At 72.0% G+C, this 20,448-nt stretch carries 14 protein-coding genes; 3 read left to right on the forward strand and 11 right to left on the reverse strand.

What is annotated here, in order from left to right; translation table 11 throughout:
- Nucleotides 1-2 precede the first annotated feature (2 nt).
- The 3 genes from ACH4UK_RS04440 to lepA all read right to left on the reverse strand — a co-directional run bounded on the left by ACH4UK_RS04440 (nucleotide 3) and on the right by lepA (nucleotide 6,409).
- A complete protein-coding gene (locus tag ACH4UK_RS04440) occupies nucleotides 3-2,003 on the reverse strand; it encodes a SpoIIE family protein phosphatase (protein WP_398354471.1) in 2,001 nt (666 codons plus the stop codon).
- 354 nt (nucleotides 2,004-2,357) lie between these two features.
- The gene (locus ACH4UK_RS04445; RefSeq protein WP_398354472.1) at nucleotides 2,358-4,247 is read right to left on the reverse strand and encodes an AMP-dependent synthetase/ligase; all 1,890 of its coding nucleotides are present in this window, start codon (nucleotides 4,245-4,247) and stop codon (nucleotides 2,358-2,360) included.
- 287 nt (nucleotides 4,248-4,534) lie between these two features.
- A complete protein-coding gene (gene lepA, locus ACH4UK_RS04450) occupies nucleotides 4,535-6,409 on the reverse strand; it encodes a translation elongation factor 4 (RefSeq protein WP_398354473.1) in 1,875 nt (624 codons plus the stop codon).
- A gap of 215 nt (nucleotides 6,410-6,624) precedes the next feature.
- Between lepA and rpsT the strand changes: the two genes are divergently transcribed.
- Nucleotides 6,625-6,891: a 30S ribosomal protein S20 gene (rpsT, locus tag ACH4UK_RS04455; protein WP_018961227.1), complete on the forward strand. Its 267-nt coding sequence runs from the start codon at nucleotides 6,625-6,627 to the stop codon at nucleotides 6,889-6,891.
- 437 nt (nucleotides 6,892-7,328) lie between these two features.
- Here the strand turns inward: rpsT and holA are convergent, their stop codons facing one another.
- On the reverse strand, nucleotides 7,329-8,315 hold the full coding sequence (gene holA, locus ACH4UK_RS04460; RefSeq protein WP_164612057.1) for a DNA polymerase III subunit delta: 987 nt from the start codon (nucleotides 8,313-8,315) through the stop codon (nucleotides 7,329-7,331).
- A 77-nt stretch (nucleotides 8,316-8,392) separates the two neighbouring features.
- On the opposite strand from holA, the gene ACH4UK_RS04465 reads away from it, so the two are divergent.
- A complete protein-coding gene (locus tag ACH4UK_RS04465; RefSeq protein ID WP_398354474.1) occupies nucleotides 8,393-8,662 on the forward strand; it encodes a hypothetical protein in 270 nt (89 codons plus the stop codon).
- Nucleotides 8,663-8,701: 39 nt separating this feature from the next.
- Here the strand turns inward: ACH4UK_RS04465 and ACH4UK_RS04470 are convergent, their stop codons facing one another.
- Both ACH4UK_RS04470 and ACH4UK_RS04475 read right to left on the reverse strand, forming a co-directional pair.
- A complete protein-coding gene (locus ACH4UK_RS04470) occupies nucleotides 8,702-9,583 on the reverse strand; it encodes a YceI family protein (protein ID WP_398354475.1) in 882 nt (293 codons plus the stop codon).
- 285 nt (nucleotides 9,584-9,868) lie between these two features.
- Nucleotides 9,869-10,735 (reverse strand): arylamine N-acetyltransferase, encoded by an 867-nt coding sequence (locus ACH4UK_RS04475; RefSeq protein ID WP_398354476.1) that lies wholly within the window; start codon nucleotides 10,733-10,735, stop codon nucleotides 9,869-9,871.
- A 262-nt stretch (nucleotides 10,736-10,997) separates the two neighbouring features.
- Between ACH4UK_RS04475 and ACH4UK_RS04480 the strand changes: the two genes are divergently transcribed.
- Nucleotides 10,998-11,459 (forward strand): pyridoxamine 5'-phosphate oxidase, encoded by a 462-nt coding sequence (locus tag ACH4UK_RS04480; protein WP_398354477.1) that lies wholly within the window; start codon nucleotides 10,998-11,000, stop codon nucleotides 11,457-11,459.
- Nucleotides 11,460-11,527: 68 nt separating this feature from the next.
- On the opposite strand, the gene ACH4UK_RS04485 is transcribed toward ACH4UK_RS04480, so the two are convergent.
- The 5 genes from ACH4UK_RS04485 to leuS all read right to left on the reverse strand — a co-directional run bounded on the left by ACH4UK_RS04485 (nucleotide 11,528) and on the right by leuS (nucleotide 20,380).
- Entirely contained in the window at nucleotides 11,528-13,942 is a 2,415-nt protein-coding gene (locus tag ACH4UK_RS04485; RefSeq protein WP_398354932.1) for a ComEC/Rec2 family competence protein, read from the reverse strand.
- 278 nt (nucleotides 13,943-14,220) lie between these two features.
- Nucleotides 14,221-15,447, reverse strand: a complete 1,227-nt coding sequence (locus tag ACH4UK_RS04490) for a helix-hairpin-helix domain-containing protein (RefSeq protein ID WP_398354478.1) — start codon at nucleotides 15,445-15,447, stop codon at nucleotides 14,221-14,223.
- Between the two features lie 133 nt (nucleotides 15,448-15,580).
- The gene (locus tag ACH4UK_RS04495; protein ID WP_398354479.1) at nucleotides 15,581-16,426 is read right to left on the reverse strand and encodes a DegV family protein; all 846 of its coding nucleotides are present in this window, start codon (nucleotides 16,424-16,426) and stop codon (nucleotides 15,581-15,583) included.
- A gap of 122 nt (nucleotides 16,427-16,548) precedes the next feature.
- Nucleotides 16,549-17,334, reverse strand: a complete 786-nt coding sequence (locus ACH4UK_RS04500) for a hypothetical protein (protein WP_398354480.1) — start codon at nucleotides 17,332-17,334, stop codon at nucleotides 16,549-16,551.
- A 172-nt stretch (nucleotides 17,335-17,506) separates the two neighbouring features.
- On the reverse strand, nucleotides 17,507-20,380 hold the full coding sequence (leuS, locus tag ACH4UK_RS04505) for a leucine--tRNA ligase (RefSeq protein ID WP_398354481.1): 2,874 nt from the start codon (nucleotides 20,378-20,380) through the stop codon (nucleotides 17,507-17,509).
- Between the last annotated feature and the right edge of the window lie 68 nt (nucleotides 20,381-20,448).

Consider the following 20,448-nt stretch of genomic DNA (forward strand, 5'->3'; position numbering starts at 1 on the left):
GCTCACTCCGCGTGCAGCACCAGCAGGGCCACGTCGTCGTCCGGGGGCTGCTCGGCGAACTCGTGGACGGCCCGCCGGATCCGCTCGGCCGTCGCCTCGGCGGGCAGCCCCGCGCACCCGGCCAGCACCCGGGCCAGCCCGTCCCCGTCGTCGAACATCAGCGGGCCCGACCGCCGCTCGGTCACCCCGTCCGTGACGCAGAGCAGGGTGTCCCCGGGCGCGAGGTCGAAGACCTGGCTCTCGTACGCCACGTCCTCGACGACCCCGAGCAGCACCTGGGGCTCGGCCGCCGGGCGTACCGAGCCGTCGGGGCGCAGCAGCAGCGGCAGCGGGTGCCCGGCGCTGGCCACGGTGCAACGGACCCCGCCGTCGGGGAGCGGCACGACCTCCCCGTACAGCAGGGAGAGGAACCGCGACTGGGTGCCGTCGTGGAGCTGACGGCCCCCGGCGGCGGCGACCATCAGGGCGGCGGCCTCGGCGGCCTCCATGGCGTCGTCGAGGAGCAGCCGGTTCAGCCGGTCCAGGACTTCGCCGACGCCGAAGCCCTCCCGGGAGAGCAGCCGCAGCCAGGGGCGGGCGAGGCCGGTGACGACGGCGGCCTCGGGACCGGAGCCCTGGACGTCGCCGAGGACGAAGCACCAGCGGTCGCCGGGGCAGGGGAAGATGTCGTAGAAGTCACCGCCGACCACCCCGTCGTCACTGGGTTCGTAGACGAGGGCGCTGGTGACGCCGGGGATCTCGGCGACCTTGCTGGGGAGCAGGCCGCGCTGGAGGATCCGGCTGATGGTGGCCTGCCGGGTGTAGGCGCGGGCCGCGCCCACGGCGAGGCCGAGACGGCGGACGAAGTCCTCGATGAGCGACGCGACCGCCTCCGGGACCTGGGCGACGCCCTCACGGCCGACGAGAACGGTCCCCAGCGCCCGGCCGCCCGCGGTGATACGGAAGGCGAGCGCGGCCCCGTCCCGGGCGCCGGGATGCGGGGGTGGGGCGTGCTCGGCCCCCTCGGGGCGGTGGGGATCCTCGGGATGCGGGGCGTTCTCGGCCTGGTGAGCGTGCCAGGGCACGGGAACGGAGACCGGGCCGGAGCCGATCCCGGACGGGAGGCGCAGCGGCTCCCTCTCCAGGGCGGTGCGCAGGGGCTCCGTGCCGGTCTCGTCGCTGTGCCAGACCCGGGCGAGCCGGGGTTCGGCGGCCGGGCCCCCGCCCTCGGTCTCCAGCCAGATCGCGCACCAGTCCGCGAGCCGGGGCACCAGCAGCTGGCCCGCTATGGCGGCCACCAGGTCCTCGTCGAGCTGCCCGGCGAGCAGGTCGGAGGCCTCGGCGAGGAAGGCCGGGGCGCCCCGGCTGTCCCAGACCGCGTCGTCGCGCTCGGTGCGCCGGGCGGCGGGGGCGAGGATCTCGGCGGCGCGCAGGCCGCGTCTGAGGGCTTCCCCGTCGGGCGGGGCGGGCGGGGCGCTCCAGTCGTCGACGGGGAGGCGGGCCCAGACGGTCTTGAGGCCGGTGCGGTAGGTGATGCCCCAGGAGTCGGCGAGGGTGGCGACGAGCTGGAGGCCCCGGCCGTACTCGGCAGGGTCGGGCAGCTCCCCCGCGACCGTGCCGGCCGGTCCGGGGTCCGCCCCGGGCCCGTCGCCGCTCACCGGGCGGGCGGGGTGATGGTCGGTGACCTCCAGGACGAGGGCGGCGGACGGCTCGTCGCCGCTCTCCTCCTCCAGCCTCAGGACCAGGTCGACCGTGGTGCCGGCGTGCACGACGGCGTTGGTGACCAGCTCGTTGGTGACGGTCACGGCGTCGTCGGCCAGCCGGTCGCTGAAGCCCACGGCGGCGGGCACCCCGAGCCCGGTCCACTCCGCGAGCGCGGCGCGCACGAACCGGCGGGCGGCGGACGGGGCGAGCGGTATGCCGGGCAGGCTGGTGCGGCTGGCCAGGCGCGGGCCGTGCGCGTACCCGGCACGGGTGGTGCCGGGTCGCTGCACGGTGTCCCGCTGCAAGGGAATGGGCGCCACGGTGCGGCTCCTACGGTCCGACGACACCGACAGAGTGACAGACCGGCCGCATCCATAAGCATCGAGTTACCGAAGTGAGCAGAAAATCGAGCAGAATCGAACGCAACGCGGCGAGAAGAACGCCGGGAAACGTCACGGGAAACGCCATGGGAAGCAGGTCGTCCAGCACGCCGTGCAGAGCGCCGTCCAGCGCGTCGTCCAGAGCGCCGTCCAGCAGGTCGCGAACCAGCCCGGGAAACGCGCTCGGGCGGGACGGACGGACACCGAAGCATCCGACCGTCCCGCCCGTACCGTCCGGGGCCGAGCCCCCGGACGGCGTCCGTGCGTCCGGGAGCGGACTCCCGGATCTCCGCGCTACGCCTCGCGCGAGCCCGCGTACATCTCGTCGATCAGACCCCGGTACTCCCGCTCCACGATCGGCCGCTTCAGCTTGAGGCTCGGGGTCAGTTCGCCGTGCTCGACGTCCAGGTCGCGCGGCAGGAGGCGGAACTTCTTGATGGTCTGCCAGCGCTGGAGGCCCTCGTTGAGGCGCTTGACGTACCCCTCGATCAGCTCGACGGTCTGCGGGGCGGCGACCACCTCCGCGTACGACTTGCCCTCCAGGCCGTTCTCGGCGGCCCAGCCGAGGACGGTGGGGCCGTCGAGCGCGATGAGCGCGGTGCAGAAGTTACGGTCCGCGCCGTGCACCAGGATGTTGGAGACGAACGGGCAGACCGCCTTGAACTGGCTCTCGACCTCCGCCGGGGCGACGTACTTGCCGCCGGACGTCTTGATCAGGTCCTTCTTGCGGTCGGTGATGCGCAGATAGCCGTCCACGGACAGCTCGCCGATGTCCCCGGTGCGGATCCAGCCGTCCGACTCCAGGACCTCGTCGGTCTTCTCGGGCTGCTTGTGGTAGCCCTGCATGACGCCGGGGCTCCGCAGCAGGATCTCGCCGTCGTCCGCGATGCGCACCTCGGTGCCGGGGAGCGGCTTGCCGACGGTGCCGGTGCGGTACGCCTCACCCGGGTTGAGGACGGAGGCGGCACTGGTCTCGGTGAGGCCGTAGCCCTCCAGGATGTGGACGCCCGCGCCCGCGAAGAAGTAGCCGATGTCCGGGGCGAGGGCCGCGGAGCCGGAGATGCAGGCACGCAGCCGGCCGCCGAAGGCATCGCGGATCTTGGCGAAGACGAGGACGTCGGCCACCTTGTGCTTCGCGCCGAGCGCGAAGGGCACGGACGCGTTGCCGGTGCGCTGGAAGTTGTCCTGGGAGACCTGGGCGTACTCGCGGGCGACCCCGGCCGCCCACTGGAAGATCTTGTACTTGGCTCCGCCGCCCGCACGGGCCTTGGCGGCGACCCCGTTGTAGACCTTCTCGAAGATCCGGGGCACGGCGGCCATGTACGTCGGCTGGACGACCGGCAGATTCTCGATGATCTTGTCGATGCGGCCGTCCACCGCGGTGACGTGGCCGACCTCGATCTGGCCGGAGGTGAGGACCTTGCCGAAGACGTGGGCCAGCGGCAGCCAGAGGTACTGCACGTCCTCCGGGGTGATCAGCCCGGTGCCCACCGTGGCCTTGGCCATGTACGACCAGTTGTCGTGCAGCAGCCGCACGCCCTTGGGCCGGCCGGTGGTGCCCGAGGTGTAGATGAGGGTGGCGAGCTGGTCGGCCGTGATGGCGGAGACCCGCTCGGTGACCGCGTCCGGGGTCTTGGCGAGGAGCTCGTTGCCCCGGGCCTCCAGGTCGGCGAGGGTGATGACCCACCCCTCGGGGTCGCCCTCGGCGGGCTCGACGCCGGCCGGGTCGATGACGACGACATGGGCGAGGTCGGGCAGCTCGGTGCGGCGTTCCCGGGCCTTGGCCAGCTGTACGGCGTCCTCCGCGATGAGGATCCGGCTCTCGGAGTCGGCCAGGATGAAGGCGGACTCCTCGGCGTTCGTGGAGGGGTAGATCGTGGTGGTCGCGGCGCCCGCGCACATCACGCCGAGGTCGATGAGGATCCATTCCACCCGGGTGGCGGAGGAGAGGGCGACCCGCTCCTCCGGCCGCACCCCCAGCGCGATCAGCCCGGCGGCGATGGCGAACACCCGCTCGGCGGCCTGGCCCCAGCTCAGCGACTTCCAGTCGTCGGGACCCGCGCCCGAGGCCGACGGCACCGGGTAGCGGTACGCCTCCCCGTCCGGGGTCGCCGCCACGCGGTCGATGAAGAGGGACGCCACGGAGGGCGGCCGGTTATCGATCAAGGTCTGTGTGTCGCTCACGACGTCCTCCGGGCCTGCGGCATTGCTACGACCGGCTTCTTTGATACGGCGACTTACTGCTGTCGTCCTGCTGCTGTCGTCCTGCTGCGCAACCTGCTTGTTCGGCTTGTTTAACTGGCCAGTAACCATCGAGTCGTGATCAGAGTAGAGCGCACATGTCCGCCACGTAAGGGGCAACAGGCCGCCGCTTGATAACGAAAAGGCCCACGCCGAAGGGCCCCCACACCGCACGGTACGGCGGTGTGGGGGCCCTCGGGACCGCCGGCCGGCGGAGGGGCGGAGCGGGGCTACTTCTTGCCCTTGCTCTCCCCCGCGGACTCGTCGGTCGACAGGACGGAGATGAAGGCGTCCTGCGGAACCTCCACGTTGCCGACCATCTTCATCCGCTTCTTGCCCTCCTTCTGCTTCTCCAGCAGCTTCCGCTTACGGGAGATGTCACCGCCGTAGCACTTGGCGAGGACGTCCTTGCGGATGGCGCGGACGGTCTCACGGGCGATGACCCGGGCGCCGATGGCCGCCTGGATCGGCACCTCGAAGTTCTGCCGGGGGATGAGCTTCTGCAGCTTGGCGACGAGCCGTACGCCGTACGCGTACGCCTTGTCCTTGTGGGTGACGGCGGAGAACGCGTCCACCTTGTCGCCGTGCAGCAGGATGTCGACCTTGACGAGCTGGGCCGACTGCTCGCCGGTGGGCTCGTAGTCGAGGGAGGCGTACCCACGGGTCTTGGACTTCAGCTGGTCGAAGAAGTCGAAGACGATCTCCGCGAGCGGCAGGGTGTAGCGGATCTCGACCCGGTCCTCGGAGAGGTAGTCCATGCCGAGCAGGGTGCCGCGCCGGTTCTGGCAGAGCTCCATGATCGCGCCGATGAACTCGCTCGGGGCCAGCACCGTGGCGCGCACCACGGGCTCGTGCACCTTGTCGATCTTGCCCTCGGGGAACTCGCTCGGGTTGGTGACGGTGTGCTCGGTGCCGTCCTCCATCTCGACGCGGTAGACCACGTTGGGCGCGGTGGCGATCAGGTCGAGCCCGAACTCGCGCTCCAGCCGCTCGCGGACCACGTCCAGGTGGAGCAGGCCGAGGAAGCCGACGCGGAAACCGAAGCCGAGCGCGGCGGAGGTCTCCGGCTCGTAGACCAGAGCGGCGTCGTTGAGCTGGAGCTTGTCCAGCGCCTCGCGCAGGTCCGGGTAGTCCGAGCCGTCCAACGGGTACAGCCCGGAGAACACCATCGGCTTGGGCTCCTTGTAGCCGCCCAGCGCCTCGGTCGCCCCGTTGTGCAGCGAGGTGATGGTGTCACCCACCTTGGACTGCCGCACGTCCTTCACGCCGGTGATGATGTAGCCGACCTCGCCCACGCCGATGCCGTCGGCCGGGGTCATCTCCGGGGACGACACCCCGATCTCCAGCAGCTCGTGGGTGGCCCCGGTCGACATCATCCGGATGCGCTCGCGCTTGTTGAGCTGACCGTCGATGACACGGACGTAGGTGACGACGCCGCGGTACGCGTCGTAGACCGAGTCGAAGATCATCGCGCGGGCGGCGGCGTCCGCGACGCCGACCGGGGCCGGCACGTCCCGCACGACCCGGTCGAGCAGCGCGTCCACGCCGACGCCGGTCTTGGCGGAGACCTTGAGCACGTCCTCGGGCTGGCAGCCGATGAGGTTGGCCAGCTCCTCGGAGAACTTCTCCGGCTGCGCGGCGGGGAGGTCGATCTTGTTGAGCACGGGGACGATCGTGAGGTCGTTCTCCATCGCGAGATAGAGGTTGGCCAGCGTCTGGGCCTCGATGCCCTGAGCGGCGTCGACCAGCAGGACCGTGCCCTCGCAGGCCGCGAGCGAACGGGAGACCTCGTAGGTGAAGTCCACGTGGCCCGGGGTGTCGATCATGTTGAGGATGTGGGTGGCGCCCGTGTCCTCACCCGTGGTGGGCGCCCAGGGCAGTCGGACCGCCTGGGACTTGATGGTGATGCCGCGCTCGCGCTCGATGTCCATCCGGTCGAGGTACTGAGCACGCATCTGCCGCTGGTCGACCACTCCGGTCAGCTGAAGCATCCGGTCGGCAAGGGTCGACTTGCCGTGGTCGATGTGCGCGATGATGCAGAAATTGCGGATCAGCGCCGGGTCGGTACGGCTCGGCTCGGGCACGTTGGAAGGAGTCGCGGGCACGCAGGGTCCTGATTCTTGAGACGCCGAACGCCGTGTCTCGGGTCGATGTCGGGTCGGTCGGATCGATACGCAGGCTCCATCGTCCCACGCCTGCGGGACCGCGACCGGTTTGGGCCGGTCGGAGGGTCACTGCTAACGTGGACAGCTGTGCCTCGTGGCTCTCACGAGCGGCGTGGCTCACCTAGAAGATCCAACGAACCTGAAAAGGCTCTTTCGTGGCGAACATCAAGTCCCAGATCAAGCGGAACAAGACCAACGAGAAGGCGCGCCTGCGCAACAAGGCCGTCAAGTCGTCGCTCAAGACCGCGATCCGCAAGGCCCGCGAGGCCGCCGTTGCCGGTGACGTCGAGAAGGCCACCACGGCCGTCCGCGACGCCTCCCGTCAGCTCGACAAGGCTGTCTCGAAGGGTGTCATCCACAAGAACGCCGCCGCCAACAAGAAGTCGGCGCTGGCGTCCAAGGTTGCCGCCCTGCAGGCCTGAGCTTCTTCCCGAAGCTCACTGATGTGATCGCCGGAACCGGACCAGCGGGCCCTCTCTCCCGCCCCGGACCGGCACCCCGCGCCGCACACCGAACCTGCGTTCGCCACGCGGGTGCGGCGCACACCAAGCGTGACCCGGAAGCCCCGCCTCCTCGCTCTCCCCAGACCGAGAAGACGGGGCTTCCGTGCACCCGGAAGCGCATTCAGCCCGTCCGGGGACACATCCGGCCCGTCCAGCGGCACACTCAGCCCGTCCGGCGTTTGAGGACGGAACCGGCACTCACACGAGACCCCGCACCCTCCCAGCCTGCCAGCGGCACATCCGGCCCGCCCAGCGGCACATCCAAGCCGTCGAGGGCCACATCCAGCCCGTCCGGCGCTTGAGGACAGAACCGCCGACCACAGGCCCCCACACCCGGCGGCAAACCACCGCCCCGCCTACCGCCCCGCCCGAGCCGCACGGGCGACAACGACGACGGCCTTCTCCAGCGCGTACTCAGGGTCGTCCCCCCCACCCTTCACCCCCGCATCCGCCGCAGCCACGGCCCGCAGGGCCACCGCGACCCCGTCCGGCGTCCACCCCCGCATCTGCTGCCGCACCCGGTCGATCTTCCACGGCGGCATCCCCAGCTCCCGGGCCAGATCCGCCGGCCGCCCGCCCCTCGCAGAGGACAGCTTCCCGATCGCCCGCACCCCCTGCGCCAGCGCACTGGTGATCAGCACGGGCGCGACCCCGGTCGACAACGACCACCGCAGCGCCTCCAGCGCCTCCGCCGCCCGCCCCTCGACCGCCCGGTCGGCGACGGTGAACGACGAGGCCTCCGCCCGCCCGGTGTAATAGCGCCCCACGACCGCCTCGTCGATCGTCCCCTCGACGTCCGCGATCAACTGGGACACCGCACTCGCCAGCTCCCGCAGATCGCTGCCGATGGAGTCGACCAGCGCCTGGCACGCCTCGGGCGTCGCGGACCGCCCGTGGGTCCGGAACTCCGACCGTACGAAGGAGAGCCGCTCGGCGGGCTTGGTGGTCTTCGGGCAGGCGACCTCCCGCGCCCCGGCCTTGCGCGCCGCGTCCAGCAGCCCCTTGCCCTTGGCTCCGCCCGCGTGCAGCAGGACGAGCGTGATCTCCTCGACCGGCGCGCCGAGATACGCCTTCACGTCCTTGACCGTGTCGGCCGAGAGGTCCTGCGCGTTGCGCACGATCACGACCTTGCGCTCGGCGAAGAGCGAGGGGCTGGTGAGCTCGGCGAGCGTGCCGGGCTGCAACTGGTCGGACGCCAGATCCCGTACGTCCGTGTCGGCATCGGCGGCACGGGCGGCCGCCACCACCTGCTGCACCGCACGGTCCAGGAGGAGGTCCTCCTGGCCCACGGCGAGCGTGAGGGGGGCGAGCGGATCGTCGGTGGAATTCTTCCTGGTGGCCATCGCGATCCAGCATCCCACGCCCCACTGACAGCCCGGACGGCCCGGACAGTCCGGCCACCCCGGGGCGTGGGGCGCGGATGCCCGTACCGGAGAATGACCGGGTGAGCGACGTGAGACATGTACTGGTGCTGCCCGACCGCGACGCCGCGGAGGAGGTGGCAGGGGAACTGGCGGACCGCTTCGGGGTCGCCGAGGAGCCTCAGCTCGTACGGGACGCACTGGCCGGCGAGGACGACGCCGAGGACGCCCAGTGGCTGGTGGTCGTGGAGGACGCGGCCGCGCGCCTGGACCCGGCCGCGCTCGACGCGTTCGCCGCGGAGTACGAAGGCTGGCTGGAGAAGCCCTAGCGCCCGGCAGGCCCGGCTCTCCGGAACGATCCGGCCGGCTCAGCCCTTGGGAACGATCTGGATGTCCAGGTCGATGACGATGCTGGGCCCCACCACGGCGATCCCGCGCGCCAGCATGGTCTGCCAGGTGAGGGTGAAGTCCTCACGGTGCAGCTCGGTGGTGGCCCGGCAGGCGGCGCGCGTCTCGCCCTCGAGGCCGTTGCCGATACCGAGGTACTGGGTGTCCAGCGTCACCGTACGACTGACGCCGTGCAGGGTCAGCGCACCGGTGACACCCCAGCGGCTGCCGCCCCGGTGGACGAAGCGTTCGCTGTAGAACTCCAGCGTCGGGTACCGGCCGACGTCGAGGAAGTCGCCGGAGCGCAGGTGGTCGTCGCGCATCTGCACATTGGTGTCGATCGACGCCGCGTCGATGATCACGTGCATGGCGGAATCCTCCATGCGGTCGGCGATCCGGACCGCCCCGGCGAAGGTGTTGAACCTGCCGTGGATGCGGGCCAGGCCGATGTGCCGGGCGGTGAAGCCGATCTGTGAGTGGTTCGGCTCGATGTCCCAGTCGCCGGGGTCGGGCAGCTGCGGGGGCTGCACCACCTGAAGGGTGATGTCGCCCAGGGTGGCGTGCGCCCCCTCGGACACCGTCGCCGCCCCGTGGAACGGGGTGAAGCCCTCGGCCGTGACCGCCAGCCGGTAGTCGCCGGCCGGGACCGTGGCCAGAACGCTGCCGAACGGATCCGTCTCGCCGCCCGTCACCCTGCGACCCACGCTGTCGGTCACGACGAACTCGGCCTGCTGCACCGGTTCGTTGACCGGGTCCAGCACCCGGCAGCTGAGGACGCCCGCGGTGCGGGGTACCTGGAATCCGGCGAGGGCCCCACCGCGCCCACCCGCCTGGCCTCTGTTTCCCAGCCAACGGCCGAACATCTCTTACGTACCCCCAGGGGCGCTTCGCTCTTCGGGGCCCCTGACAGGTGGACGTCGTTGTCGGAGCAGCGGCCTACTGACGAGCATGCATTCGATCACTGTTGCGACGTTCGAGGCAAACAGAGCACCTCGGAAGGTGTTGTACGGAGGTATCACGAGGTGGACCGAGGTGAGCTGAGGTGTGACGAGGTGAGGTGAGCTGTGACGAGCTGTGCACAGGTGTTACCGAAGGTCCGAATTAACCGTTCCGCTTGTGCGGATCGGTCATCCGGGACGTTCCCGGGGTCACCTGCGGGTGCCGCTCCCCGGCAAGGCGCCTGCCTCCCGGACCTCGGGAACCCGGGAGAGCCGCACCCCGAAGTGGTCCCGGTAGGCGGCGAGCACCTCCTCGTCGGTGGCCAGCTCCGTACGGTGCCGCTCCCCACCGACCGTGGTGACCAGGGCCCGTCCGCTCAACGTCACCCGCCCGGTCTCCGTGTACCGGGAGCACACCAGGCTCCGGGTGAAGTGCGAGTCCGGCGAGGTGCGGTGGTACCAGGCCCCGCCCCGGAACTCCGGCAGCGTCCGCGGCCTCGGATCGAGCCGGAACTGCCGCGAGCCACCGCGCAGCAGATCCAGATCCCCCTGCGGCGCCTCGCGGAACCGGAACACGCCCCGGGGGTCCTCCTGCTCCGTCCGGTCGTCGAGCGCCAGGGGCCGCAGCGCGTGGTCGCCGAAACCGACGTCGGCCAGCCACGGCCCCGTGCCGTCCTCGGTCTCCACCCGCAGCGCCATGTGGTCGTACGGAATGCCCAGACGGCCACCGTCGCCGAAGACCCGGGCCTGGAGCAGGGTCACCCGGAAGCCGAGGGCACGGAGCAACGCCCCGAACGCGCCGTTCAGTTCGTAGCAGAAGCCGCCGCGCCCGCCGATCACCTTGTCCAGGAGCGCCCGTTCCTCCAGCACGATGTCCTCGCCCAGATGGACCGAGAGGTTCTCGAAGGGAACAGCGAGCAGATGCCGGTGCTGCAGGTCGCGCAGCGCCCCGGCATCGGCCCGCAGCGGCCGGTCCACGCCGATCCGGGTGAGGTAGGCGTCGACGACGGCGTCGGTGATGCCGCCATCGGGCTCCGGGACGGAGGCACCGGACGTCGTGGGCGTCTGCGAGGTCATGGGCCCAGTCTGCGCCCGTTCCCGCCGCGAGGCCCACCGCCCCCGCACCCCGCCGTCGATCCACCGCCGCCCGGCAAGCTGCACGCGGCACGCGGCACCCGGCAGGCGGCAGGCGGCAGTCGGCACCCGGCTGACAGCAGGCGGCAGGCGGCAGGCGGCACCCGGCTGACGGCAGGCGGCAGTTGGCCGCAGGTCCTAGGACTCCTGCCCGAGGCCCCTTGGCCGAGGCGCGGCGCGGTGATCCCCGTCTAGCGTGTCGGGCATGACCAAGCCCGATCCCGCGCGCAGCCGGGAACAGCGCAAGCTGGACGTCCTGGACCATCTGCGACAGGACGAGGACGCATGGGTGGCGACGGCTTCCCCGGACGGCGTCCCCACTCTCGTGCCGCTGTCGTTCCTCTGGGACGAAGCCGGCGGCGCCCTGGTGATGTCGACCCGGCGGTCCAACCCGACCGCCGTCAACGTGACCTCCGGCGGCCCGATCAGAGTCACCCTCGGCCCCACCCGTGACGTGGTGCTGATCGAGGGCGAGGCGGGCCTCGTGGAGGGGACGGACCTTCCCGCCGCGGTGGCGGACGCCTTCGCGGCGAAGCTCGAGTGGGATCCTCGCAACCGCCCCCGCTGGGTGTTCCTGCACATCACCCCCCACACCGTGCGCGCCTGGCGCGAGGTCAACGAACTCGCCGAACGCGACCTGATGCTCGCCGGGGAGTGGCTGGTCTGACCCGCACGATCCGGCCCCCGGAAGTGGCGGAGGGCAGCGACGGGCGGGCGGGACGGACTCCGGCGAGGTCATGACCGGCCCACCGCCCGCAGCTCCTTCCCGGCGCCCGTCACCGCGATCGGGCCGTCGGTGTCGGTGCGCAGGACCCGGGCCCCGGCCGCCCTGAGGGCGTCCACCGTGCGGGCCGAGGGGTGGCCGTACGGGTTGTCCGCGCCGCAGGAGATGAGCGCCAACCTCGGCCGTACGCTGTGGAGCAGCCCGGCGTCCTGGAACGCCGAGCCGTGGTGGGCCACCTTGAGGACGTCCACCGGGCCCGACGCCTCCCGCCCCCGCAACAACTCCCGCTGGGCCGACGGTTCGAGGTCCCCGAGGAGCAACAGCGTCAGCCCACCGGCCGCCCGTACGCGCAGGGTGACGCTGGAGTCGTTCGGCTCCCGCACCGCCACCGCTCCCCCGGGCCCGTCGCGCGGCCAGAGGACCCGCCAGTCGACCGGGCCCGCCCGCCGGTGCTCGCCGACCACGGCCCGTACCGTGGCGACCTGAGCCGCGGCCGCCGTCCGCCGCACGAACGCGGCCTGTTCGGGCGGCTCTTCGAGGCTCGTCGTCTGGATCGCGCCCACCGCCCTGCCCCGGAGCACGCCCGGCAGCCCGCGCACATGGTCGGCGTGGAAGTGGGTGAGGACCACGAGCGGCACCCGGGTCACTCCGAGGTCGCGCAGGCAGCGGTCGACCGCGCGCGGGTCGGGTCCGGCGTCGACGACCACCCCCGAGTCCTCGCCCACCGAGAGCACCATCGCATCGCCCTGCCCCACGTCGCAGAGCGCGAACGCCCAGTCCGGCGGCGGCCATCCGGTCATGATCCGGGTCAGCGGAACCGGCCGCAGCACCGCCAGCACGAGAAGCAGCCCGGTGGCCGCGCAGATCCAGGGGCGGCGGGCCAGCCCCGGGGCCAGCAGCACGGCGAGGACCGTCAGGCCGGCCAGCAGGGCGGCGCCGGGCCACCCGCCGGGCCACTGCGCCTCCGCCCCGGGCAGGCCCGCCCCCGTACGGGCGACCGTGGCGATCCATCTGACCGGCCAGCCCGCGATCCCGGCCAGCAGCTCGGCCACCGGCGGAGCGACCGGGGCGGTGGCCAGGGCCGCGAAGCCGAGCACGGTCGCCGGCGCCACCGCGAACTCCGCCAGCAGATTGCAGGGGACCGCCACCAGGCTGACCCGCGAGGCCAGGACCACCACCACGGGTGCGCACACGGCCTGTGCGGCCGCCGCAGCGGCCAGCACCTCGGCGAGCCTGCCCGGCACCCGCCGCGCCTGCAGGGCCACGCTCCACCGCGGCGCGAGGGTCAACAGCGCACCGGTGGCCAGGACCGACAGCAGGAAACCGTAGCTCCGGGCGAGCCAGGGGTCGTACAGCACCAGGAGGACGACTGCCGCCGCCAGGGCGGGAATCAAAGACCTCCGGCGGCCCGTCCCGATCGCGAGGAGCGTGATGAGTCCGCAGGCTGCCGCGCGGAGCACGCTCGGTTCCGGACGGCACACGACGATGAACGCGAGCGTCAGCGCACCGCCGATCAACGCGGTCCCCCGCAAGGAAAGGCCCAACAATGGTGCCAGACCACGCCGTTCCGCGCTCAGCGCCGCCCCCGGCGGGCCGATGAGGAGAAAGAGCAGCACCGAGAGGTTGGCCCCGGAAACAGCCAGCAAATGCGTCAGGTCAGTGGCCTTGAAGGCGTCGTGCAGGTCGGCCGGGACCCTGGAGGTGTCACCGACCACCAACCCCGGCAGCAGCGCCCGCGCATCCGGGGCGAGATCGTCCGTCGCCTCCCGCAACCCGGAGCGCAGCTCCCCCGCCGCGCGCTGGATCCACGTCGGGGGCCCGATGATCCGGGGTGCTCCCTCGCCGTCCACCCGCAGGACCGCGGCGAGGCGTTCACCCTCGTGTGCGGGAGGCGACAGCCGGCCGCCGAGCCGGAGCCGGGTGGACGGCAGCAGCTTCTGCCAGTCCGCCCGGTCGTCGCCTGCCGTGACCATGAGCAGCACCGGCGTACGGACCCGGGTGCTCCGGCCGTCCGGCGTCCGGGTCTCCATGATCTCGGCGTCGAGCAGGAGGAGGGCGGGGGTGCTGTGGTTGCCCCGGACCGCCGGTCCGGCCGTCCGGGGATCCGAGGTCACCCGTACGTCTGCTTCGATCCGCGCGTACTCCCGCGCCAGTCCGGGGACCGGGCCGCGCCGCACGTCGGCCCCGTGGAGCCCGGCCACGGCCGCACCCGCCGCCGCGCACAACAGCACGGCTCCCCCGGCGGCGGCGACGGCGCGGGATCGTCCGGCGGCCCTCCCTTCCCGAGAAGTGCGCGCGGCCGTCACCAGCAGAACGAGCGCCGGAACGGCACAGGCGACGGCCACTGCGGCCGCCCACCGCCCCGGCAGCCCCAGCACCGACGCCGCAGCCGCCCAGACCGCCAGGGCCGGAGGAACAAGCCGCAGGTCCGTGGGCCCCTCCCGCCACGCCCCGGCCTCCCCCGACGCACCCGAGTCACCCGAGTCACCCGGCGCACCCGGCGCACCCGAGTCACCCGACGATCCCGAAGTGCCTGGTGTACCCGCCCTACACGGTGGACCCGAGTCACTCGAAGTACCCGCCAAACCGCCCCCACCGTCTCCCCCGCTTCCCGCGGTGCCCCTGTCCCCGTACGCGTCCCTGCCCCTCTCCCTCTCCCCGCCCCTGTCCGTGCCCCGAGGTTCGAGCCGGGCCTCTCGGCTACTCATGGCCGTACGAGCGGCTGGAGGTCGGCGAAGCGGCGGTCGCCGATCCCGTTGACCTGCCGCAGCTCGTCGACGGACCGGAATCCGCCGTTCTCGGTGCGGTAGTCGATCATGTGCTGGGCCAGCACGGGCCCGACCCCCGGCAGGGTTTCGAGCTGCTCCGCGGTCGCCGTGTTCAGGCTCAGCGACACCGAGGCCCCGGGCCCGCCCGGTGCACCAGGCCGGCCGGTGGTGCCGCCTCCCACACCGGCCGCCCCGGGGGCCGACGGGACGGGCGGAAGACCCACGACGACCTGCTCACCGTCCATCAGGACCCGCGCCCGATTGAGCCCCGTCACATCCGAGCCGTCGCGCACACCGCCCGCCGCCTCCAGCGCGTCCGCCACCCGCGAGCCCGCCGGGAGCCGACGGACCCCCGGCCGGTGCACCTTGCCGCTCACATCGACGACGATCTGCCCGCTCCCGGCCCCGCCCCCGCTCCCGGCCGCGATCGGCGGCTCCCCGGCGGTCGGACGGGGCACCGGACCGGAGGCGCCGGACCGTAACGGATCCGGCGGCAACGCGGGTGCCGCCGCTTCGTCCGCGACTGGTTCCGGCGCACGCACGGTCTGCGGGCGCACGGACCAGAAGTGGAACGCGGCGACGGCCACGGCGGCGAGCAGCACCAGGCCGAGCACCACCGGCGTCCGCGGTGCGAGCCCGCAGCGGAGCCGCACCCACAACGGCAACCGCTCCCGGACGGCCGACACGAGAAGGCGCAGCCTGGACGCCCCACCGGACACCTCCCCCACAGCCCCACGCACGGATGCAGGCGCAGGCGCAGACACAGGCGCGGGTGCCGGCTCGGGTACGGGGACAGGCTCACGTACCGGTGCGGGTGCGCCATCGTCCCCCGACCCCGAGACGCCCGCCATCAGCGCATCCGCCCGACGACGCGCGGCCGCCGCGGCAAGGGCAGCACGCCCCCGAGCGGACCGCCGCCCACCGTGGCGGGCACCGGAACGAGCCCCCGGCCCCGCCCCCGCCCGGCCCCTCGGGCGCGTGCCGGAACCGTGCCGCGGCCGTACGGGCCCAGGCCCGGACAACAGATCGGACGGAGGCGGAATCGTGGACGTAGATGTGGACGATGACGTGGACGCGCACGCCGACGTGGACGATGAATCGGACGACGACGCGGAGACGGAAAGAGCATCGGGAACCGACGCCCGAGGAGATCGAAGGGCCATGCCTCACGACGTTAGGCACATCCGCCCGAACCTGCTGATCAGCATCAATTCCTGTGGACAGCACGGCAGTTGTGGACAACTCGGCCACTCCTCAGAGTGAATCCGCAGAGTGAATCCGCACACCGCAGCGGAATCACCTCAGCGAGATCACCGCACCGAGCAGCCCCGGCCCGGTATGCGCCCCGATCACCGCGCCGACCTCGCTGACGTGGAGGTCGACCAGCCCGGGAACGCGTTCGCGCAGCCGCTCGGCCAGGCGCTCCGCGCGCTCCGGGGCGGCGAGATGGTGGACGGCGATGTCCACCGGGGCCGTGCCCGCACACTCGGCGACGATCTCTTCCAGGCGGGCGATGGCCTTGGACGCCGTCCGCACCTTCTCCCGCATCTCGATCCGCCCCCCGTCGAGCTCCAGGATCGGCTTCACCGCCAGCGCGGACCCCAGCAGGGCCTGTGCCGTGCCGATGCGGCCGCCCCGCCGCAGATAGTCGAGAGTGTCGACATAGAAATACGCCGAGGTGCCGGCGGCCCGCTTCTCCGCGGCCGTCACCGCTTCGTCCAGGCCGCCGCCCGCCTCGGCGGTCTCCGCCGCCGCGAGAGCGCAGAATCCCAGAGCCATGGCCACCATGCCGGTGTCCACCACGCGTACCGGAACGGGGGCGTCCTTCGCCGCGAGCAGCGCGGCGTCGTAGGTGCCCGAGAACTCCGACGACAGGTGCAGCGACACCACGGCGTCCGCCCCGCCCTCGGCCGCCGCCCGGTAAGCCGCGGCGAAGATCTCGGGGCTGGGGCGGGAGGTGGTCACGGAGTGGCGTTTCTGCAGAGCCAGGGCGAGCGAACGGGCCGAGATCTCCGTGCCCTCCTCCAGCGCCTGGTCGCCCAGGACGACGGTCAGCGGCACCGCGGTGATGCCGTGCCGTTCCATCGTCGGGCGCGGCAGGTAGGCCGTGGAATCGGTGACGATAGCGACATGGCGGGACATGAGCCGGAGGTTACCTGGCGTGGTGGGCGTGCGGCAGCCCGGCCCCGGCCCTCTGATCGTTCATGGCCGCTTAGGAGCGTATCCGGCCGGGTCGTGGATGCGCCGGAGCCGTCGCGTGTGCGTCAGTTCGTCGTTTCCGGCCGGGTGGACTTCTGCCAGGGGTAGGTCGTGCGCAGCCGCGGGTCCGGGGCGGTGATCGCCTGCGGGCTCTCCTCGCGGGCCGGTCCGGACCACGCCTGGTCGGCCGTGCTGCTGGTCCCGGCCGACGGGTCCGCCGAGGCGGCCGGCTCGGGCCAGTCCGTCCCGGGGCCCCGGCCCGGTGCCGAGGCGGTCGCCCCCGGGCCGGATGCCTGCGACGACTCCTCGACGGTCCAGTGCCGCAGCGCGCCGGCCTCGATGTCGATCTGCGCGTTCAGCGCGTCCAGGTCGTCGTCGGCGAACTGCCGCGCCCGGTCCCGCGCCGCCCAGCGCAGCGACTCCGCCGAGTGCGTGATGCGCTGCGTGCGCTCCCTCAGCTTGGGCAGCAGGCCCGCGACCGTCGCCCGGTCCGGCTCGCGCTCCAGCCGCTTCAGCTCGTCGTCCAGTTCGAGGCCGTGCTCGCTCAGCCTCCGGAACAGTGCCACCGACTCGGCCAGGGACGCGTCCTCGGCGGCACCCGCGTGCAGGGCGTCCTGCGTGGCGCGCATGGAGGTGCGCAGGGCCAGCCGGAGCTGTGCCAGCTCACCGGCGACACCGGTCTGCCCGAAGCTCTTGGCCCGGAGCGTGGTGTCCTCCACGGTGCGCCGGGCCTGCGTGATCGTGCGGTCCACGCCTCGCTTGGCCGCGCCGACGGCCTTCACGGTCACGTAGACGCCCAGCGCGACGAACGCGACCAAGAGCAACGCCAGGATCGTGATCGCGGCTTCCATGAGTGCCCCTCGATATCTCGATGCGGCCGCCGATACCGGTCGCCCCCTCCACCGTAAACGGAACGGGCAGGCCGAGGGTTCCTTCGGAACCCCCAACCTGCCCGTAGGGGATGGCCCTCACCGTTCAGCGAGACGGTTCAAAGACACGGTCTGGAGGGACATCGAGGGAACGTCACGCGGGGACGATGTTCACCAGCTTCGGCGCGCGCACGATCACCTTGCGGATCCCCGCCCCGCCCAGGGCCGCGACGACCGCCTCGTCGGCCAGGGCCAGCGCCTCCAGCTCCTCGTCCGTGATGGAGGGCGAGATCTCCAGGCGGGCCCGGACCTTGCCCTTGATCTGGACGACGCAGGTGACGGTCTCGTCCACGACGTACGCCGGGTCCGCCACCGGGAAGTCCTGGTGGACGACCGACTCGGTGTGGCCCAGCCGCCGCCACAGCTCCTCCGCGATGTGCGGGGCCAGCGGGGCGACCAGCAGGACCAGCCGTTCGGCGACCGAGCGCGACAGCGGGCCGCCGGCCTTCGTCAGGTGGTTGTTCAGCTCGGTGACCTTGGCGATGGCGGTGTTGAACCGCATCCCCGCCATGTCCTGGCCGACCCCGTCGATGGCCTTGTGCAGGGCGCGCAGCGTGTCCTCGCCGGGCTCCGTGTCCACGACGGTGACCCCGCCGGTCTCCTCGTCGACCACGTTGCGCCACAGGCGCTGCAGCAGCCGGTACTGGCCGACCACGGCCCGGGTGTCCCAGGGGCGCGAGACGTCCAGGGGACCCATCGCCATCTCGTACAGGCGCAGGGTGTCCGCACCGTACTCGGCGCAGATCTCGTCCGGCGTGACCGCGTTCTTCAGGGACTTGCCCATCTTGCCCAGGACGCGGCTGACCTTTTCGCCCTCGTAGTAGAACGCGCCGTCGCGCTCCTCCACCTCGGCGGCGGGGACGGCGATGCCCCGGCTGTCGCGGTAGACGAAGGCCTGGATCATGCCCTGGTTGTACAGCTTGTGGAACGGCTCGGCGGAGGAGATGTGGCCCAGGTCGTGCAGCACCTTGGACCAGAAACGCGCGTACAGCAGGTGCAGCACGGCGTGCTCGGCGCCGCCGACGTACAGGTCGACGCCGCCGGTGGGCTGACCCTCGCGCGGGCCCATCCAGTACTGCTCGATCGCCGGGTCGACCAGCTGCCGGTCATTGGTCGGGTCCAGGTAGCGCAGCTCGTACCAGCAGGAACCGGCCCAGTTGGGCATGGTGTTGGTCTCGCGGCGGTACTTGCGCGGACCCTTGCCGTCGCCCAGGTCCAGCGTGACGTTGACCCAGTCGGCGTTGCGCGACAGCGGGGTCTCGGGCTGGGCGGTCGCGTCCTCCGGGTCGAAGGTGCGCGGGGAGTAGTCCTCGACCTCGGGCAGCTCCAGCGGCAGCATCGACTCGGGCAGCGGGTGGGCGATGCCCTCCTCGTCGTACACGATCGGGAAGGGCTCGCCCCAGTAGCGCTGCCGGCTGAACAGCCAGTCGCGCAGCCGGAAGTTGACGGTGCCCTCGCCGACACCGTGCTCCTTCAGCCAGTCGGTGATCCTCGCCTTGGCCTCGACGACGCCCAGGCCGTCCAGCGAGATCTCCTCGTTCGCGGAGTTGACCAGCTTCGCGTCGTACGAGCCGAAGGCGTCGTCCCACACGGAGGGGTCGGTTCCGCGGTCGTCCGACGGCTGGACGACACAACGCATCGGCAGCTCGAAAGCGCGCGCGAAGGCGAAGTCGCGGGCGTCGTGCGCCGGTACGGCCATGATCGCGCCGGTGCCGTAGCCCATCAGGACGTAGTCGGCGATGAAGACGGGGACCTTGTCGCCGCTGACCGGGTTGGTCGCGTACGCGCCGGTGAAGACGCCGGTCTTGTCCTTGGCCTCGGCCTGCCGCTCGACGTCGGACTTGGCCGCGGCCTGCTTGCGGTACGCGGTGACGGCCTCGGCCGGGCTCGCGTGGCCGCCGGTCCACACCGGGTGGGTGCCCTCGGGCCAGGCGGCCGGGATGATCCGCTCGACCATCTCGTGCTCGGGCGCCAGCACCATGTACGTCGCGCCGAACAGGGTGTCCTGGCGGGTGGTGAAGACGGTGATGCCGCCCGCGGTGTCCACCGGGAACTCGACCCGGGCGCCCTCGGAGCGGCCGATCCAGTTGCGCTGCTGCAGCTTGATGGCCTCGGGCCAGTCCAGCCCGTCCAGGTCGTTCAGCAGCCGGTCGGCGTAGGAGGTGATGCGCATGTTCCACTGGCGCAGCTTGGCCTTGAAGACGGGGAAGTTGCCGCGCTCGGAGCGGCCGTCGGCGGTGACCTCCTCGTTGGCCAGCACGGTGCCCAGGCCGGGCGACCAGTTCACCGGGGCGTCGGATGCGTACGCCAGGCGGTACTCGCTCAGCAGGTCGGCGCGCTCGCCGGCGCTCAGCGCGCTCCACTCACGGCCGTCGGGGGTCGCCCGCGCGGCGCTCTCGAACTGCTCGACCAGCTCGGCGATCGGACGGGCCCGGTCGGCCTCGGCGTCGTACCAGGAGTTGAAGATCTGCAGGAAGATCCACTGCGTCCACTTGTAGTACTCGGCCTCGATCGTCGCGAAGGAGCGGCGGTTGTCGTGGCCCAGGCCCAGCCGGCGCAGCTGGGCCTTCATGTTCACCATGTTGGCCTCGGTGGAGACCCGGGGGTGGGTGCCCGTCTGGACCGCGTACTGCTCGGCGGGCAGGCCGAAGGCGTCGAAGCCCAGGGTGTGCAGCACGTTGTGGCCGCTCATCCGCTGGTGGCGGGCGTAGACGTCGGTGGCGATGTAGCCCAGCGGGTGGCCCACGTGCAGGCCCGCACCCGAGGGGTACGGGAACATGTCCATGATGAACTTCTTCGGCTTGGCGGCCAGCTCCGGGTCACCCGCCAGGTCCCCGGTGGGGTTGGGCGCCTCGTACGTCCCCTCGGCGTCCCAGAAGTCCTGCCAGCGTGCCTCGATGTCGGCGGCCATCGCCGCCGTGTAGCGGTGCGGCGCGGCCGTCTCGGCTGCGGAATTCGTCTCGCTCATGATCCTCAAAGCTCCATCGATCGTCATCTGCCGGGAAACGAAAAATCCCCTCGCACAGGAGGGGACGC

This window comes from Streptomyces sp. NPDC020884 (assembly GCF_044333935.1).
GTDB lineage: Bacteria > Actinomycetota > Actinomycetes > Streptomycetales > Streptomycetaceae > Streptomyces.

What these genes read in the sequence shown, in the direction of transcription:
- leuS (WP_398354481.1), bottom strand. Translation starts at nt 20,380, where the DNA reads ATGAGCGAGACGAATTCCGCAGCCGAGACGGCCGCGCCGCACCGCTAC.
- ACH4UK_RS04480 (WP_398354477.1), top strand. Translation starts at nt 10,998, where the DNA reads ATGACCAAGCCCGATCCCGCGCGCAGCCGGGAACAGCGCAAGCTGGAC.
- holA (WP_164612057.1), bottom strand. Translation starts at nt 8,315, where the DNA reads ATGGCCACCAGGAAGAATTCCACCGACGATCCGCTCGCCCCCCTCACG.
- ACH4UK_RS04500 (WP_398354480.1), bottom strand. Translation starts at nt 17,334, where the DNA reads ATGGAAGCCGCGATCACGATCCTGGCGTTGCTCTTGGTCGCGTTCGTC.
- ACH4UK_RS04470 (WP_398354475.1), bottom strand. Translation starts at nt 9,583, where the DNA reads ATGTTCGGCCGTTGGCTGGGAAACAGAGGCCAGGCGGGTGGGCGCGGT.
- ACH4UK_RS04490 (WP_398354478.1), bottom strand. Translation starts at nt 15,447, where the DNA reads ATGGCCCTTCGATCTCCTCGGGCGTCGGTTCCCGATGCTCTTTCCGTC.
- ACH4UK_RS04495 (WP_398354479.1), bottom strand. Translation starts at nt 16,426, where the DNA reads ATGTCCCGCCATGTCGCTATCGTCACCGATTCCACGGCCTACCTGCCG.
- ACH4UK_RS04465 (WP_398354474.1), top strand. Translation starts at nt 8,393, where the DNA reads ATGCCCGTACCGGAGAATGACCGGGTGAGCGACGTGAGACATGTACTG.
- ACH4UK_RS04475 (WP_398354476.1), bottom strand. Translation starts at nt 10,735, where the DNA reads ATGACCTCGCAGACGCCCACGACGTCCGGTGCCTCCGTCCCGGAGCCC.